Here is a 15,665-nt window from a genome sequence, read left to right as displayed (position 1 = left end):
ACTTCTACGGTCAGGTGTGTGGCCGGAGAGACCGGCCCGGCGAAGGAGGCACCGGCCATGGCCTGGTCGATCGCGGAGGTGGCGCGGATGTCCAAGGTGACATCGCGGACGCTGCGGCACTACGACGAGATCGGCCTGTTGCCGCCCGCGTGGATCGGGAGCAACGGGCACCGCTACTACGAGGAGGCCGATCTGCTGCGGTTGCAGCAGATCCTGCTGATGCGGGAGCTGGGCCTGGGGCTGCGCGAGATCCAGGCGGTCCTGGACAGCAGGCTCGACCAGGTGGCTGTGCTCCGTGAGCACCACCAACGGCTGCTCGCGGAACGGGACCGTCTTGAGACGCTGGCCCGTACGGTCGGCCGCACCATCGCCGAACTGGAAGAAGGCAAGGACAAGGGCGAAATGACGAAGATCAACAAGCCGGAGAACCTGTTCGACGGGTTCCAGCCCCCCTCCGAGGCCGAGGCCGAGGTACGGGAGCGATGGCCGCAGGCATGGGAACAGTCCCGGCAGGCCGTCGACGCGATGACCGCCGAGGACACGGAGAGCTGGCAGCGCGAGGTGACGGCGCAGATGATCCGCATGGCGGAGTTCATGGTGGCCGGCACGCCGGTGTCCGACCCGGCGGTCCAGGCCGAGGTGGACGCCAACTACCAGGGCATCTGCCGGTTCTGGACCCCGAGCGCGGCCGCGTACAGGGGAGTGGGCCAGACGTATGTCGACGACCCGCGGATGCGGGCCAACTTCGACAAGATCGCCGACGGTCTCGCCGTCTATCAGCGCGACGCGATGACCGTCTACGCCGATGCCCGGCTGAGCTGACCGCCCTAGGGGTGTTGGCCCGGCACGATGCCCCGGGCCACGCCGAGCTCGACCAGATCCTGTGGGCGCAGGCGCAGTTGCTCCGCCGTCGCCCGGGTCTCCTCGGGCCCCCGTTTGAGGATCGCGGTGGCCAGTTCCGGGGCGATGACCGAGAAGTAGCTGTCCGGCGTCGCCCAGAGGTTGTCCGGTGCCGCGAGGGCGAGGGCGCCGCCCGAGCCGCCCTCGCCGATGACCAGCGAGGTGACCGGCACCGGTGAGGTGGCGACGGCGGCGAACAGATCGGCGATCGCCGCGCCCGCGCCCGCGCGTTCGGCCTCCGCCCCGTTCGCGGCACCCGGCGTGTCGACGAGCGTGAGCACGGGAATGCCGAGCCGCCCCGCGAGCCGCACGAGACGGGCCGCGGTGCGATACCCGGCGGGCGTCGTCGCCGTCCCGCACTGCGCCGCGTAGGCGACCGTCCGTCCCTCGCGCAGCCCGAACCCGCAGAGCATCCCCGGGTCGGTGCCCCCGCACCGGTCGCCGCGCAGCGGTGCGCGGTCGGTGCAATAGGCGTCCAAGTAGGCGTCGGCGTGCGGGCGTTCGGGGGAGCGCGCACGGCTGACGGCTTCCCAGCCGGTGGCGGGCAGGTCGGTGCGGCCCAGGGCGGCGGGGGGCTCGGCGGGTTCGGTGCGGGGGCGGGCGTCCCCGTCCGGGGAGGCCAGCAGCCTCAGGCGCAGCGCCAGCGCCTCGCGCAGTTCGTCGGGGCGTACGACCTCGTCGATCGCGCCCGCCGCCAGCTGGGCCTGCGCGGTGTACGCCGCCGGATCCGTGTCCGGCGGGCGTACGCGAGACCCGGCGAAGCCGACCTGACTGCCGGGCAGTGCCAGGATCAGGTCGGCGCCCGCGCCCAGGGTGGCCCAGCCGCCGCCCGTGGTCGGATCACGCAGGACCGCGATCCGGGCCAGACCCGCCGCGCCGGTGAGCTCGGACTGCCGTGCCACGCGCTGAAGTTGGACGAGCGCGCGCATGCCCTCCTGCATACGGCTGCCGCCCGTCGCGATCAGCGACACGACGGGCAGCCGGTGGTCCCGGGCGTGGCGGTGCGCGGCCTCCAGGCGGTCCCCGGTGCGCTCGCCCAGGGATCCGCCCAGGAAGCCGAACTCGAAGGAGACCACCATCGCCCGCGTGCCGCCGATGGTGGCGGCGCCGCAGACCACCGACTCCCGCTCGCCGGTGCGCTCCTCGGCCCGTGCGCGCGATTCGGCATAGCCCTGCCAGACCAGCGGCCCGTCCTGTCGGCCCTCCTCGGTGAACTCCCGTGCCGGGTGCGCGAGTTCGTGGAAGCTGTCCTGGTCGGCCACGGCGGCGATGGCCGCGCGGGCGGTCAGGCGCAGGGCCGGACCGCCCGGCGTGGACTCAGGCATGGAGCGACCGCTTCATGATCTTCCCCATGTCGTTGCGGGGCAGCTCCGACAGATAGCGCACGGTCCGCGGGCGCTTGTGCGGGGCGAGCTGCGCGGCCACATGATCCGCCAAGTCCCTTTGCAGCGGCGGCTGTTCCGGGTCGGTCGGGACGATCCAGGCGACGATGCGCTCGCCCAGGTCGTCGTCGGGCTCGCCCGTCACGGCGGCCTCCCGCACGCCGGGGTATTCGAGCAGGGCGTTCTCGATCTCGCCCGCGCCGATCTTGTAGCCGCCGCTCTTGATGAGGTCGGTGGCCTTGCGGCCGACGATGCGTACGTAGCCGTCCTCGTCGCGCACCGCCATGTCGCCGGTGCGGAAGAAGCCGTCGGCGGTGAACGCCGCGGCGGTGGCGTCGGGCCGGTTCAGGTACTCGGTGAACAGATTCGGGCCGCGCACCTCGATCTCGCCGACCTCCTGCCGGTCCGACGTCTCGGCGCCCGCCTCGTCCACGAGCCGCAACTCCACACCGCCCAGCGGCACTCCGACGGTTCCGGCGCGCGGTTCGCCGTCGGCCCGCACGCTCGTGTTCATCAGGGTCTCCGTCATGCCGTACCGCTCGATCACGCGGCGTCCCGTCGCCGCCGCGATGCGCTCGTGGTCGTGCACGGGCAGCGCGGCGGACCCGGAGACCAGGAGCCGGGCCCCGGACAGGGCCTTGGCCAGACCCGGGTCGGTGGGCAGCGCCTCCGCGATGCGGTGATACATCGTGGGCACGCCGAACAGCATCGTGGCCCCGTCGGACAGTTCCTGCCGCACCCCCTCGACGGAGAACCGGCCCAGATGCCGCACCGAACCGCCCCGGCGCAGCGGCCCGAGGATGCCGAGGATCAGACCGTGCACGTGGAAGAGCGGAAGGCCGTGCACCAGCACGTCGTCGGACGTCCACTGCCAGGCGTCCTCAAGGGCGTCCAGGGTGGTGGACAGAGCCCGGCGGGGCAGCACCGCGCCCTTGGGCGGTCCCGTGGTGCCCGAGGTGTAGACGATCAGTGCGGGGCACTCGGGGCCGGGTTCGCCGGGCAGGGCGGGGACGGCCGGTTCCGCTGCCGTCGAGTTGCCGGCGAACGTGATGTCCGTACGCTTCAACGCCCGCAGCGGCGCGGGGAGTTCGTCGCCCGGCGCCACGAGCACCGCCGTCGGGGCGCTGTCCGCCACGATGTGCCCCAGCTCGCCCTCGCCGATCTTCGGGTTGAGCGGCACGACGGGCACACCGGCGAGGAGCGCGGCCACGACGCCGACGGCGGTCTCCAGGGTCGGAGTCGCCCACAGGGCGACCCGGCGTTCCGAGCCGATGGACCCGGCGAGGGAACCGGCCGCGGCCGCGAGTCCGGCGTACGTCAGCGAGCGCTCGCCGAAGCGCAGGGCGGGCAGGTCCTGGCCCGTGGCGAGGGAGGGGAAGAGGGGCGGGTGGGGAGAACTCACGCTGCGTATCTCCTTGGTCGTCTTGGTCGTCGTGGAGGTGCCTTCGAGCCGCCGTCGGTCCGGGGCGCCGGACCGGTCGGCGGTTCGTCCTACCCGAATCCTGGCACCACGAAGGCGAGCCACACCGCAGCCGGTACCACGGCCACCACGATCCCGCCATAGATCATCAGCTGCCGGAAGAAGCGTTCCCGGTCCACGTCAGGGGCGGCGGCGAGCACCAGGGCGCCGTTGGTCGAGAAGGGGCTGACGTCCACGACGGTGGCGGAGACGGCGAGCGCCGCGATCATGCCGACCGCGCCGATCTCGCCCTGGGCCAGGAACGGCACGGCGAGCGGGATCAGCGCGCCCATGATGCCGACGGAGGAGGCGAACGCGGAGACGAGCGCCCCGATGTAGCAGAGCAGCAGGGCGGCGAGGAGCGGGACGCCGATGTCGGACACGCCCTCACCGGCCCAGTCGATGGTGCCCATCTCTTCGAGCACACCGACGTAGGTGAGCACACCGCAGATCAGCAGCACGGTGGGCCAGGCGATCTCGCCGACGGCCTTGCGGCTGGAGTCCGGCCAGAACGCGCTCAGGATCACGGCCAGGGTGATGGCGCTCAGACCGGCGTCGAGGTCGAAGCCGAGCACGGCGACGACGAGGGCGACCAGGGCGGCGAGAGTGGCGATCTTGGCCGGATCGAGCCGCGAACCCGCCTCGTTCTCGGCCGACTTGGCCTGTTCCGGACCGGCGTTCATGGCCCGGCTCTCCGCTCGGCTCTCCGTCCGGTCCGCCGTCCCGGCCTTCGCCTCGACGCTTCCGAGACGGCCCAGTTTCAGCCCGCCGAAGAGGACGAACACGATCCCGGCGATGAGGAGATTGACGACGAGCGAGGCGAGGAAGAGCGCGACCTCGTTCCCGGGCAGCTTCTCGCGCTCCACGATGCCGTTGACGATCGAGCCGTAGATGCTGATGGGGGAGAAGCCGCCGCCCTGGGCCCCGTGCACCACCATGGCGCCCATCAGGAGCGGGCTGATTCCGTACTGGGCGGCGAAGCTCAGGGCGATCGGCGCGACGATCGCCACGGCGGCCGGACTGACGGCGCCGATCGCGGTGAGCGCCCCGGTGATCACGAACATCACCCAGGGGATCAGCACGATCCGCCCGCGCACCAGGCGTATGGACGCGTGCACCAGCCAGTCCGTGGTGCCGTTGGCGCGGGCGATGGCGAACAGATAGGTGACACCGACCAGGACGACGAAGAGATCGCCGGGGAACCCGGCGAAGATGCCGTCCGCGTCGAGGTCGGCGACCAGTTCGCCGACCACGAACGCGGCGGCGAAGGCGAGCGCGCCCATGTTGATGGAGCGGGTGGTGGCGATCACGAAGACCACCACGAGTACGAGGATGGAGATCAGTTCGGCGGACATCATGGGCTCCCGTCCCTGGGGCCGTCCTGGGGAGGCGTGGTTCGGCCACGAGCGGCCGAGCGGGTGGCTGAGCGGTGGGTGCACGATTGGCCAAGTGGCTGAGCCAATCCGGCTGTTGGCGGAACTCAGCGTCGGGGTATCGGTTTCGGCCGTCAAGAGGTCGGACGTAATTGGCTGAGCCACTTGTCCACTCGTCCATCGGCAGGTCCGCGCTGTTAGGCTGCGGATCCATCGGCACGGGGACCGACATGGGGGGTTGGGATGTCTGACGCGCTGCGCCCCATGGGCAGGACGAAGCTGTACGAGCAGGTGCTCGACCGGCTGCGTGCCTACGTCGGTGAAGGAGGCCTGCGCGCCGGTGACCGGCTGCCGCCCGAACGCGAACTGGCCCAGCGCCTCGGCGTGTCCCGCGCCTCCGTCAAGCAGGCCATCGTCGTACTCGAAGTGCAGGGCCTGGTCGAGGTGCGGCACGGCGGCGGCACCTATCTGGTCAAGAACAGCCTGGACGCCGAGCCCGTGGAGCGGCTCGTGGAGCGCAAGCGGCGGCTGCCCGACGTCCTTGAGGCGCGCGAGGCCCTGGAGACCAAACTCGCCGAACTGGCCGCCGAGCGGCGCACGGACGAGGACCTGCGGGCGATGCGGGACGCCCTCGACACGATGGCGCGGGAGATCGAGGCGGGCGAGCGCGGCGTCGAGGGCGACCGGCTCTTCCACGCCGCCGTGACCGCGGCCGCCCACAGCGCGCTGCTCGCCGAGTTCATGCGCTCCATCGCCGAGCAGATCACCGAGAGCCGCAACGAGTCGCTGCGGCAGGTGCGCCGCCCCGCCCGCTCCCTCGCCCAGCATCACGAGATCCTCGACGCGATCGAGGCGGGCCGGGGCCGGGCGGCGGCGGCCGCGATGCGCCGTCATGTGCGGACGGTCGCGAAGGTGCGGCTCCTCGACTGGAACCCGGAGGGCGAGGCGAGCGCTCCGGATCAGGCCGAGGCGTGACGTACGACGGAACTCCGCCGTACCCGCGGTAACTTCCCTGCCGCACAGGGCTGTTCATTCGCCGCCGCAGACCTCACCATTCTCGGCACTACTCACGCGTAACGAGGCCTGGACCCCGTGAGCGTGTGACGTCCGCCGGCCCGAGGGGGAAACCTGTGCTGCGCCGAATCTCCGTCCCGCTGACCATCGCGGCCGCCGCCGCCCTGCTGATGCCGCTGACCACGGCCAGGGCGGACGAGGCCCCGAAGGCCGCCCGCACTCCGGTGATCTTCGTCCACGGCTACAACGCCGATCCGGGCGTGTGGGGCTCCCTGCGCGAGGACTTCAAGGCGTCCGGATACACGGACGCCGAGCTGTTCTCCTGGGGGTACGACACCAGCCGGTCGGTGAACGAGGTGCTCTCCGGGAGGTTCGCCGCGTACGTCGAGGAGGTGCGGGCACGGTCCGGCGCCGCCAAGGTGGACATCGTCGCCCACTCCTTCGGCAGCCTCGTCACCCGCTGGTACGTCAAGCACGGCGGCGGCACCGGGACGGTCGCCCACTGGGCCTCCCTCGCGGGCCCCAACCACGGCACCTCCACGGCCTGGGCCTGCGCCGCGTGGTCCCAGGCCTGCCGTGACATGACACCGGGTTCGTACGTACAGGACGGGCTCGCCGAGGGCGACGAGACACCGGGGGACGTCGCCTACGCGACCTGGTGGTCCAACTGCGACGAGGTCATCAACCCGGACGCCAGTGTGCGGATCGACGGCGCTACGAACAACGCGGCGGGGTGCCTGAAACACAACGACCTGCTGGGCGACGACGGGGTGTCACAGGGAGTGCGGGCCTTCGTGGGCGGCTAGACCCCGACTTTCGGCGACGACCGGTCCCGGCTTCCGGCGACGACCGGTCCCGGCTTCCGGCGCGCGGAGACAGCGTACGGAGACAGGCCCCATTCGCCTGGTCCTTCGCTCCTGGACGTGTTGCTCGCTCCGGGCGCCGCGAGCGGCACCGAAGGTGGGCACCATGGACGACGACAACGCTCCCCGTCACTCCGGCACCGAGGCCCGCGCCTCCGCGCTCCTGCGCCGCCCCAAGCTGTGGCTGGTGCCCGCGGTCCTGACCGGGCTGCTCGCCCTGCTCCTCTCGCTGCTCTACATGGGCGGCATCATCAGCCCCAACCGCGACCTGCGCGACCTGCCCGTCGCGATCGTCAACGCCGACCAGGGCAAGCCCCCGGCCGGGCAGCGGCAGAACCTGGGAACCCAGGTCGCCGAGACCGTCCTCGCCGACACGTCGAGCGACAAGGCCGACTGGCGCGGGCTCACGCGGGCCCAGGCCCAGGACGAGCTGGACTCGGGCAAGATCTACGGCGCCCTGGTCATCCCCGCGAACTTCAGCGACTCCGTCGCCGCGCTCACCACCCCGCGCGCGACGGAGCGGCCGACGATGACGGTGCTCACCAACCCCGGCATGGGCAGCCTCGGTTCCTCCCTGGCGAGCAGGATCGCCACGACGGCCGCGCAGCAGTCCTCCCAGGCCATCGGCAAGCAGCTGAAGGCGGCGGGCGCCGACAAGGAAGCGGGCTCCACCGCGGGCCTGCTCCTGACCGACCCGGTCGGCATCACCACCCAGGTCGGCCACCCCATCGGCGACAACAGCGGCCTGGGCCTGAGCGCGTTCTACTACACCCTGCTGCTCGTCCTGGCCGGGTTCCTCGGCGCCAACATGATCAGCATGGGCGTCGACACCGCTCTCGGCTACGCCGACAGTGAGATCGGCCCCTGGCACACCCGCCGCCCGACCGTGCCGATCAGCCGCACGCAGACCCTGCTCCTGAAGATGGCCATGACCGCGGGCATCACGGTCCTGACCACCACCCTGATCATGCTGGCCACGATCGCGATCCTCGGCATGGACGCCACCCACCTGCCGCTGCTGTGGGTCTTCTCCTACTGCGCGAGCCTCGCGGTGGGCCTGGGGGTCCAGGCCATCAACGCGGCCTTCGGCGGGATCGGCCAGCTGGTGTCCATGTTCGTGTTCATCGTCCTGGGCCTCCCCTCCTCCGGGGCCACCATCCCGCTGGAGGCGGTCCCCGGCTTCTACCGCTTCCTCGGCATCTTCGAGCCCATGCGCCAGCTCAGCGGCGGCGTCCGCGCCATCCTCTTCTTCGACGCCCGCGCCGACGCCGGCCTCGCCCGCGCATGGATCATGATCGCGATCGGGAGCGTCATCGCCGCGGCCTTCGGGTTCGCGATGACCCGTTACTACGACCGCAAGGGACTGCACCGGATGACTCCGCAGCCCTCGCCCTGAACGCTCCCGAAGCCTCTCAGCGGTGCAGGTGGACGCGGGTCAGCAGGTCCTCGCCCGCGGGACCCGAGCCCGACTTGTCGGTCACGTACGCGTGGCCGTCGGCCACATGGACGTGGTTGGGGTTCACGCCGGTGCCCACGGACTTCACGACCTCGCCCTTGTGCGGGTCGACGACCGTGACGGTGGCGGTCGTGCGGTTGACGGCAAGGACGTGGCCCGAGCGGTGGTCGACGGCCACGGACTTGGTGCCGCCGCCGGTGGGCACGGACCGGGTGACGGCGCCCTTGCGCAGGTCGACGACCGTGACCGTGCCGGAGGTCTGGTCGGCGGTGTAGGCGGTGCGGCCGTTCTTGGAGAGGGCGATCGAGAGCGGTCCCTTGCCGGCCGGGATGAGCCGCGGGCTCTCGGCGCGGCGGGAGATCTCGATGATCCGGGCGCCGTGGTAGTCGGCGGCGTACACCGAACCGGTCCGCTCGTTCACGGTGATGCCCGTCGGTCCCGTGCCGGGGACGGTGACGCGCTTCTTCTCCTTGAAGGTGGCGGAGTCGAACGCGACGAGGCTGCCGTCGGCGAAGGAGCTCGCCCACACGGTGTCGCGCCGCTCGTCCACGACGATCTCGCGGGCGTGGTTCACGTTCGGCAGCGTGGCGAGGCGCTTGCCGGTGCGCTGGCTGTAGACGGCGACGGAGTTGTCGCGGGTGTTGGTAGTCCAGACGGTGTTGTGCTCGTCGTCGACGGCGACGCCGTAGACCGACTCGACCGCGCCGGTGGCCGCGTCGGTGACCGGCGGCGTGTAGGCCTTCTCGACCTTCAGCGTGTCCGGGTCGACTCTCAGCAGACGCGAGTCGGTGACCGTGGCGGGCGGCATGCCCACGGAAGAGGTCATCCAGAGCGCGTCGTTCCGCTCCGAGTACGCGGACTGGTAGAGGCCTTGCCTGATCGGCGCCGTTTCGGTGGGCGAGCCGGTCCTCGCGGTGTCGGCGTCCGCGGTGCCTGCCGAGACGAGGGCACCTCCCGCGGCGAGCGACACGGTGATCGCGGTGGTACGGCGGGCCCGGCGGATGGTTGAGCTCATGCTGCGTCGATCTCCTTGGCAGATGTGCCTCCGGAGGAAGGCACTCGCCGATCAACTTAGCCGAGCCTTACCTAATCCGTCAGGCCCCTCCCGCTCCCGTCAGCTCTTCTCGGATCCCGGGACCCTTCAGGACAGGCAACCGGCGTGCGCCAGGGCCTGCTTGAGCAGGACGCCGTGACCGCCCGGCATCTCGTTCTGGACCACCACCGACAAGGCCTCCTGCGGGCTGAACCACGCCAGGTCGAGAGCGTCCTGCCGGGGGCGGCAGTCGCCGGCGACCGGGACGATGTAGGCGAGGGACACCGCGTGCTGGCGGGGGTCGTGGAACGGCGTGATGCCCTGCGTCGGGAAGTACTCGGCGACGGTGAAGGGCTGGAGGGAGGCCGGGACGCGGGGGAGCGCCGCAGGGCCGAGATCCTTCTCCAGGTGGCGCAGCAGGGCGTCACGGACCCGCTCGTGGTGCAGGACCCGGCCGGAGACGAGGGAGCGGCTGACCGACCCGTCCCGCCCCATCCCCAACAGCAGTCCGATGCTGGTGACTTCGCCGTTGTCGTCGACGCGCACCGGCACGGCCTCGACGTACAGGATCGGCATGCGGTTACGGGCCTGCTCGAGCTCGTCGGAGGTCAGCCAGCCGGGCGTGGTTTCGGTCGTGTCAGACATCGGCTGATCATACGTTCACTGGCTCCCGGCGTGCTGCTTCACCTTGGTCGCGGTGTCACCGTCGACGGCCGAAGCCAGCTGCGGGACCAGGCGTTCCAGCATGTACGGCAGGCTCAGGACCGACACGAAGGAGACGGAGTTTCCGTAGTCGCTCGCCTCCGCGACATAGACCTCACGGTCCTCCTCGGCCACGTCCAGATCGGCGTAGAGCGGGTTCTTGCCGAGCTCGGCCTCGTCCTTCGCCGGGTCGGACGCGATCCACACGATCGCGTCGGTGTCCAGCAGGTCGGTGCGTTCCTTGCTGATGTTGGCGCCGAACTCGTCGCCGATGACCTTGTCCAGGTCGCCCGGCAGGGTGAAGCCGAGGCCGGTCAGGACCCGGGAGCGTGGGTCCTGGCTGCCGAAGGCGAAGATTCCCTCGTACGGAGTGGCCATCACGGCACTGGACTTGGCGAACGCCGGATTCTCCTTGGTCGCGGCCTTGAAGTCGGCCTCGACGCCCGTCACCAGCTTCTTGGCCTTGTCCTTCTGGCCGAGCGCCTTGCCGATGGTCTCGGTCTGCTGCTGCCACGGGACCCCGAAGTCGTTGTACTCCTTCGGCTGCGCCACCACCGGGGCGAACTTCGACAGGGTCGTGTACTGCTCCTTGGTCAGGCCTCCGTAGACGGCGAGGATCAGGTCCGGGTGGAGGGACGCGATCTTCTCCGTCCGCGGCCCCGTGCCGGTGTCCTTCAGGACGGTCGGCGCCTTGGCGCCGCCGAGCTCGTCGGCGGCCCAGGGGCCGATGGCGCCCTTGTAGCCGCCGAGCCACTCGGTGGTGCCGACGGGCACCTTGCCCAGGGCGAGCACGGCGTCCTGGTCGGTGAGGCCGACGGTGACGATGCGTTTGGGCTCGGACTTGACGGTGGTGCTGCCGTACTTGTGCGCGATGCTCACCGGGAAGGCGCCGTCCGCGGACGCGGCGTTGTCCGAGCCCGTGCCGGAGTCGTCTCCGGAGCCGCAGGCCGTGGCGGCGGCGAGCAGGAGGAGCGCGGAGGCGAGCGCTGTGGTGATGCGTGCCGTGCGTCTTGGAGAGCCGAGCATCAGTCGTCGTCCTTCACGGTGGTGGTGTCGGGACCTGCGCGGTGCGTGGGGGACTTGTCGGTCGCGGTACGGGTGCCGGACCACGCCTGCCACAAGGAGGCGTAGGGGCCGGAGCCTTCGCGCAGTTCGTCGTGGGTGCCGCTCTCCACGATCCGGCCGTCCTCCATGACGACGATCCGGTCCGCCGTCGCGGCCTGGGTCAGTCGGTGGGCGACGACGAGCGCCGTGCGTCCCTCGACCGCCCGGTCCGTGGCCTTCTCCAGGAGACGCGCGCCGGTGCTTCCGGCCTCGGCCGTCGCCTCGTCGAGCACGGCCACCGGCGGATCGGCGAGGATCAGCCGGGCCAGGGCGAGTTGCTGGACCTGGGCGGAGGTGAGGCGGTGGCCTCCGTCGCCCACGACCGTGTCCAGGCCGTCGGGCAGCGCTTCGGCCCACTCCAGCGCGTCGACGTCGGTCAGCGCCGTGCGCAGTTCGTCGTCGGTGGCGTCGGGGTGGGCAAGACGCAGGTCGTCCGCCAGCGGCCCGGCGAAGACATGCGTCTCCTGGGTGACCAGGGCCACCGGAAGGCCGTTGCCCCGGCCCGGGGTTCCGGCCAGGCGCACCGATCCCGAGGTCGCCCGGTGCACCCCCGCTATCAGCTTGGCGAGCGTGGTCTTGCCCGCGCCGCTCGGGCCGACAAGAGCCACCCGCTCCCCGGCCCGCAGCGTGAGGTCCACGTGTCGCAGGACGGGACGGCCGGGTACGTACGCGTGGTCGATGCCGGTCACGGTGACGGTGCCGTCCGGCGCCGCACCGGGCTGCGACGGCTCGGCCGTCCCCTCGGCCCGCGTGGGCTCAGGCGTCGGCTCGTCCGCGACCCCGACGAGGCGGGCGAGCGACGCGGTCGCCGACTGCGCGTCGTCGAGGAGCACGAGTGCGGAGTTGACCGGCGTGAACAGGCTGTGGAAGTACAGCGCGGCGGCGGTCGCGGTGCCGATGGACACGGAGTCCGAGCGGACGAGCAGGAAACCGGTGACGAGGACCGCGGCGAGCCCGGTGTACTCGGCGACGTGCAGGCGGTTGTAGAAGTCGAGGACCAGCCGGATGCCGCGCATCTTCAGCGCGACCGCGGTCGACGAACGCCGGGTCACCCGTGCGGTGTGCTCCTCCTCGATGCGAAAGCCCCGCACCGTGCCCGCCCCTGCGATGGTGTCGAGGAGCTGCTGCTGCTGGGCGCCGGTGGCGATGCGCTGCTGGGCGTAGAGCGGCACGGCATGGCGGACGTACCAGCGGGCGGTGGTCGCCTGGACGGGCACCGCGAGCAGGGCCGCGACCAGGAAACGCCAGTCGAGCGCCGCCATCGCGGCCAGCGTCAGGAAGATGGCGAGCAGGGAACGGGCCAGTTCGGGCAGGGCGCTGCGCACCGCCTCGCCCACCACCGAGACGTCCCGGGTCACCCGCGCGGTGAGGTCTCCGGCACCGGCCTTCTCCACCTGTTCGAGGGGCAGTCGCAGGGCCTTCTCCACGAACCGCTCGCGCAGCTGCGCGAGCACGGTCTCGCCGAGCCGGGAGACGAGCGACAGGCCGAGCGAGGTGGTGCCGCCGTGCGCGAGGGCGACGAGGACCAGCAGGACGACCGGCAGCGTGAGGTCTCCCGCAGGGCGCTGGTCGGCCACCAGGTCCACGATGCGGCCGAGGATCGGCTGGACGAGGAGTCCCACCGCCGTCGCCGCGATCATCACCGCGAAGCCGCCGACCGCCAGGCCGCGGTGCGGGCGCACCAGCTCGCGGACCGCGGCCCGGGTGCGGGTCGCGGTGGCGGTGGGGAGCAGCTCGCGGGTGTCCGACTGCTGCTCGTTCGAGGTCTCGTTCATGCCAACACCGCCGTGCGATAAGCCTCATGACGCTGGATCAGTTCGGCGTGCGGGGCCGTGTCGGTGACCCGGCCTTCGTCCAGGAGCACCACGCGGTCGGTGACCGAGAGCAGCGCGGGGCTCGTGGTCACCAGGATCGTGGTGCGGCCCTTGCGGATCTCGCGCAGACCGGCGGCGATGCGGGCCTCGGTCACGGCGTCGACCGCGGTGGTCGGATCGTGGACCACGAGGACGGGCCGTTCGGCCGCGAGGGCACGGGCCAGGGCGACGCGTTGGCGCTGCCCGCCCGAGAGCGAGTGGCCGCGCTCCCCGACCGGCGTGTGCTCGCCGTCCGGCAGGGTCTGGGCGACCTGGGTCACTCCGGCGGCCGCCATCGCCTGTTCCGGGTCGGCGCCGTCGGGTGCGGCGGCCGTGACGTTCTCGCGGACGGTGCCCGCGAAGAGGTCCGCGTCGTGATCGGCGACGAGCATCGCCGTGCGCAGCTCGGCCGGGTCGAGATCCCGCAGGGACATGCCGTCCAGTGCGACGGTCCCGGTGTCGGGGTCGGTCCGCCGGGCCAGGCAGCGCAGCAGGTCGCCCGCGTGCGCGGGGTCGGTCGCGACCACGCCGAGCAGTTCGCCGGGCGCGACGTCCAGGTCCACTCCGCGCAGACCGCCGTGCCGGACGCCGTCGAGCCGGACGGCGCCGCGCACCGGCTGGGACAGGCTCCGCTCCCCGGCGGTGATCGTGGCCGGGGTGGCGACGACCTCCGCGATCCGGGTGGCCGACGCCCTGCCCTGGGCGAGTTCGGCGTTGACCCAGGAGAGCGTCTCCAGGGGGCCGAGCAGGAAGAGCGCGAGGCCGACCGCCGACACGAGCTCGCCGAGGCTGATGCTGCCCTGGGCGGCGAGCCTGCCGCCGACCAGCGCGACGGCGGCGATCAGGAACCCCGTCAGCGCGAGGACCACACCGCTCTGGAAGGCCTGTGCGCGTGCGGCCTTCAGGGTGGCCCCGAGGGAGTCGCGGCTTGTGGTGCGGTAGCGGGCGATGGCCGCCGACTCGCCGCCGATGCCCTTGAGTATCCGCAGGCCCGTCACCAGGTCGGCGGCGACGGCCGACGCGTGCGCGGCGCGCTCCTGCTCGGCCTCGCTGCGGTGCTCGAGCGGCTTGCTCAGCAGATGTCCGAGCCAGAGCAGCACCGGCGTGCCGAGCAGCACGACGAGGCCGAGCGTCAGCGACATGCGCAGCAGGACGACGGCGCAGGTGAGGATGCCTGTCAGCGCCGAGATCCCGGCCATCAGGGCCATGTTGACGGCGCCGACGCGCTTGGCGTCCTCGGTCGCGATGTTGGCCAGGGCCCCGGGCAGCCGGCCTTCCTCGGCGCCGCCGCCCGGGTCGAGTATGCGGCGTACGAGAGAGATGCGAAGGGTGTGCTCGGCGCGGGCCGCGGCCCGCTCACCGGCCATGGCGCCGAAGCGGAAGCTCAGCGCGAGTGCCACATAGCCGACGGCCAGGACGCCGAGGCAGACGAGCAGGGCGCCGGTGTCGGAGTCGGTGACGGCCTGGTCGATCGCGACACCGATCAGGACGGGGACCAGCGCCTCGCCTATCTGGTGGCCGGAACCCAGCAGCGCGCCGACGCCGACATCGCGCCGCTGCCCCCGTATGGACTCTCTCAGGACGTCCCGCCCCGACGGACTTGATGTACTCACCCGCCACCTCTCCAGGACCGGACCATGCAGATGCAAGAAATCCAGGTGAGGCTACCCTAAGTCGATTCGCCGTGGTGACGGCCGATGGGAATGACCAGCGGCGTACCGCTGACCGGGTCCGGGGTGATGCGGCACTTCAGCTCGAAGACGTCCCGCACGGTGTCGACGGTGATCACCTCGGCCGGGGTGCCTTCGGCCGCGATCCGGCCCGACTTCATGGCGACGACGTGATCGGCGTAGCGGCAGGCCTGATTGAGGTCGTGCAGCACCATCACGACGGTGCGGTTCTCGCGCCGGTTGAGGTCGGTGATCAGGTCGAGTACGTCGATCTGGTGCGCGAGGTCGAGATAGGTCGTCGGCTCGTCGAGGAGCAGTACGGGGGTGCCCTGGGCGACCGCCATGGCGATCCAGGCGCGTTGGCGCTGTCCGCCGGAGAGTTCGTCGACGGGACGGTCCGCGAGATCGGTCATGCCGGTCGCGGCAAGCGCCTGGTGGACGGCGTCCTCGTCGGACTTCGACCACTGCCGCCACCAGGTCTGGTGCGGTGACCGGCCGCGGTTGACCAGGTCGATGACGGTCAGACCCTCGGGCGCGACCGGGCTCTGCGGCAGGATGCCAAGGCGCTGGGCCAGCTCGCGGCTCGGTATGGAGTGTAGCGCGCGGCCGTCCAGGTGGACGGCGCCGCCGCGGGGTGCGAGCAGCCGGGCCAGGGCGCGCAGGAGGGTGGACTTGCCGCAGGCGTTGGCGCCCACGACGGCCGTGATGCGGCCCGGCGGCACGGCCAGGTCGAGGCCGTCCACCACCAGGCGGTTGCCGTAGGCCAGGCTCAGGTCGCGGGCCCGCAGGTCCACGTCGGTGGCCGGCGCCGGGCCTGCCGGAGCCGGGTCGGTCGACAGGGAGTCAGCCGACATGG

General features: G+C 71.8%; 13 protein-coding genes. 4 read left to right on the top strand and 9 right to left on the bottom strand.

Going from position 1 to position 15,665, the window contains the following annotated elements; genetic code table 11:
• Positions 1 to 57 precede the first annotated feature (57 nt).
• A complete protein-coding gene (locus M4V62_RS07185; protein WP_249592725.1) occupies positions 58 to 822 on the top strand; it encodes a MerR family transcriptional regulator in 765 nt (254 codons plus the stop codon).
• A 5-nt stretch (positions 823 to 827) separates the two neighbouring features.
• On the opposite strand, the gene M4V62_RS07180 is transcribed toward M4V62_RS07185, so the two are convergent.
• From M4V62_RS07180 to M4V62_RS07170, 3 genes are all read right to left on the bottom strand, one after another.
• Positions 828 to 2,225, bottom strand: coding sequence for a carboxyl transferase domain-containing protein (locus tag M4V62_RS07180; RefSeq protein ID WP_249586387.1), 1,398 nt, complete (start codon positions 2,223 to 2,225; stop codon positions 828 to 830).
• The gene (locus M4V62_RS07175; protein WP_249586386.1) at positions 2,218 to 3,684 is read right to left on the bottom strand and encodes an acyl-CoA synthetase; all 1,467 of its coding nucleotides are present in this window, start codon (positions 3,682 to 3,684) and stop codon (positions 2,218 to 2,220) included. Before M4V62_RS07175 ends, M4V62_RS07180 begins: the two co-directional genes overlap by 8 nt.
• Before the next feature lie 89 nt (positions 3,685 to 3,773).
• Positions 3,774 to 5,096 carry an SLC13 family permease gene (locus M4V62_RS07170; RefSeq protein WP_249592724.1) on the bottom strand — a complete coding sequence of 441 codons (1,323 nt, stop codon included), beginning with the start codon at positions 5,094 to 5,096 and terminating at the stop codon, positions 3,774 to 3,776.
• Positions 5,097 to 5,357: 261 nt separating this feature from the next.
• Between M4V62_RS07170 and M4V62_RS07165 the strand changes: the two genes are divergently transcribed.
• From M4V62_RS07165 to M4V62_RS07155, 3 genes are all read left to right on the top strand, one after another.
• Positions 5,358 to 6,089, top strand: a complete 732-nt coding sequence (locus M4V62_RS07165; protein WP_249586385.1) for a FadR/GntR family transcriptional regulator — start codon at positions 5,358 to 5,360, stop codon at positions 6,087 to 6,089.
• Between the two features lie 158 nt (positions 6,090 to 6,247).
• Entirely contained in the window at positions 6,248 to 6,934 is a 687-nt protein-coding gene (locus M4V62_RS07160; RefSeq protein WP_425575053.1) for an esterase/lipase family protein, read from the top strand.
• A gap of 163 nt (positions 6,935 to 7,097) precedes the next feature.
• On the top strand, positions 7,098 to 8,387 hold the full coding sequence (locus M4V62_RS07155) for a YhgE/Pip domain-containing protein (protein WP_249586383.1): 1,290 nt from the start codon (positions 7,098 to 7,100) through the stop codon (positions 8,385 to 8,387).
• 16 nt (positions 8,388 to 8,403) lie between these two features.
• On the opposite strand, the gene M4V62_RS07150 is transcribed toward M4V62_RS07155, so the two are convergent.
• The 6 genes from M4V62_RS07150 to M4V62_RS07125 all read right to left on the bottom strand — a co-directional run bounded on the left by M4V62_RS07150 (position 8,404) and on the right by M4V62_RS07125 (position 15,663).
• The gene (locus M4V62_RS07150; RefSeq protein WP_249586382.1) at positions 8,404 to 9,462 is read right to left on the bottom strand and encodes a YncE family protein; all 1,059 of its coding nucleotides are present in this window, start codon (positions 9,460 to 9,462) and stop codon (positions 8,404 to 8,406) included.
• A 126-nt stretch (positions 9,463 to 9,588) separates the two neighbouring features.
• Positions 9,589 to 10,125 (bottom strand): NUDIX hydrolase family protein, encoded by a 537-nt coding sequence (locus M4V62_RS07145; RefSeq protein WP_249586381.1) that lies wholly within the window; start codon positions 10,123 to 10,125, stop codon positions 9,589 to 9,591.
• A 15-nt stretch (positions 10,126 to 10,140) separates the two neighbouring features.
• The gene (locus M4V62_RS07140) at positions 10,141 to 11,208 is read right to left on the bottom strand and encodes an iron-siderophore ABC transporter substrate-binding protein (protein WP_249586380.1); all 1,068 of its coding nucleotides are present in this window, start codon (positions 11,206 to 11,208) and stop codon (positions 10,141 to 10,143) included.
• Positions 11,208 to 13,061: an ABC transporter ATP-binding protein gene (locus M4V62_RS07135; protein WP_249586379.1), complete on the bottom strand. Its 1,854-nt coding sequence runs from the start codon at positions 13,059 to 13,061 to the stop codon at positions 11,208 to 11,210. The genes M4V62_RS07140 and M4V62_RS07135 overlap by 1 nt, the downstream gene beginning before the upstream one ends.
• Complete coding sequence (locus M4V62_RS07130; protein WP_249586378.1) at positions 13,058 to 14,752, bottom strand: ABC transporter ATP-binding protein; 1,695 nt, start codon at positions 14,750 to 14,752, stop codon at positions 13,058 to 13,060. Before M4V62_RS07130 ends, M4V62_RS07135 begins: the two co-directional genes overlap by 4 nt.
• 56 nt (positions 14,753 to 14,808) lie before the next feature.
• Entirely contained in the window at positions 14,809 to 15,663 is an 855-nt protein-coding gene (locus M4V62_RS07125; RefSeq protein ID WP_249586377.1) for an ABC transporter ATP-binding protein, read from the bottom strand.
• Between the last annotated feature and the right edge of the window lie 2 nt (positions 15,664 to 15,665).

Origin of the sequence: Streptomyces durmitorensis (genome assembly GCF_023498005.1) — a bacterium.
In the GTDB taxonomy this organism is placed as follows: domain Bacteria; phylum Actinomycetota; class Actinomycetes; order Streptomycetales; family Streptomycetaceae; genus Streptomyces; species Streptomyces durmitorensis.
Note: the sequence above shows the minus strand (reverse complement) of the source record. Positions and strands in the feature narration are given on the sequence as shown.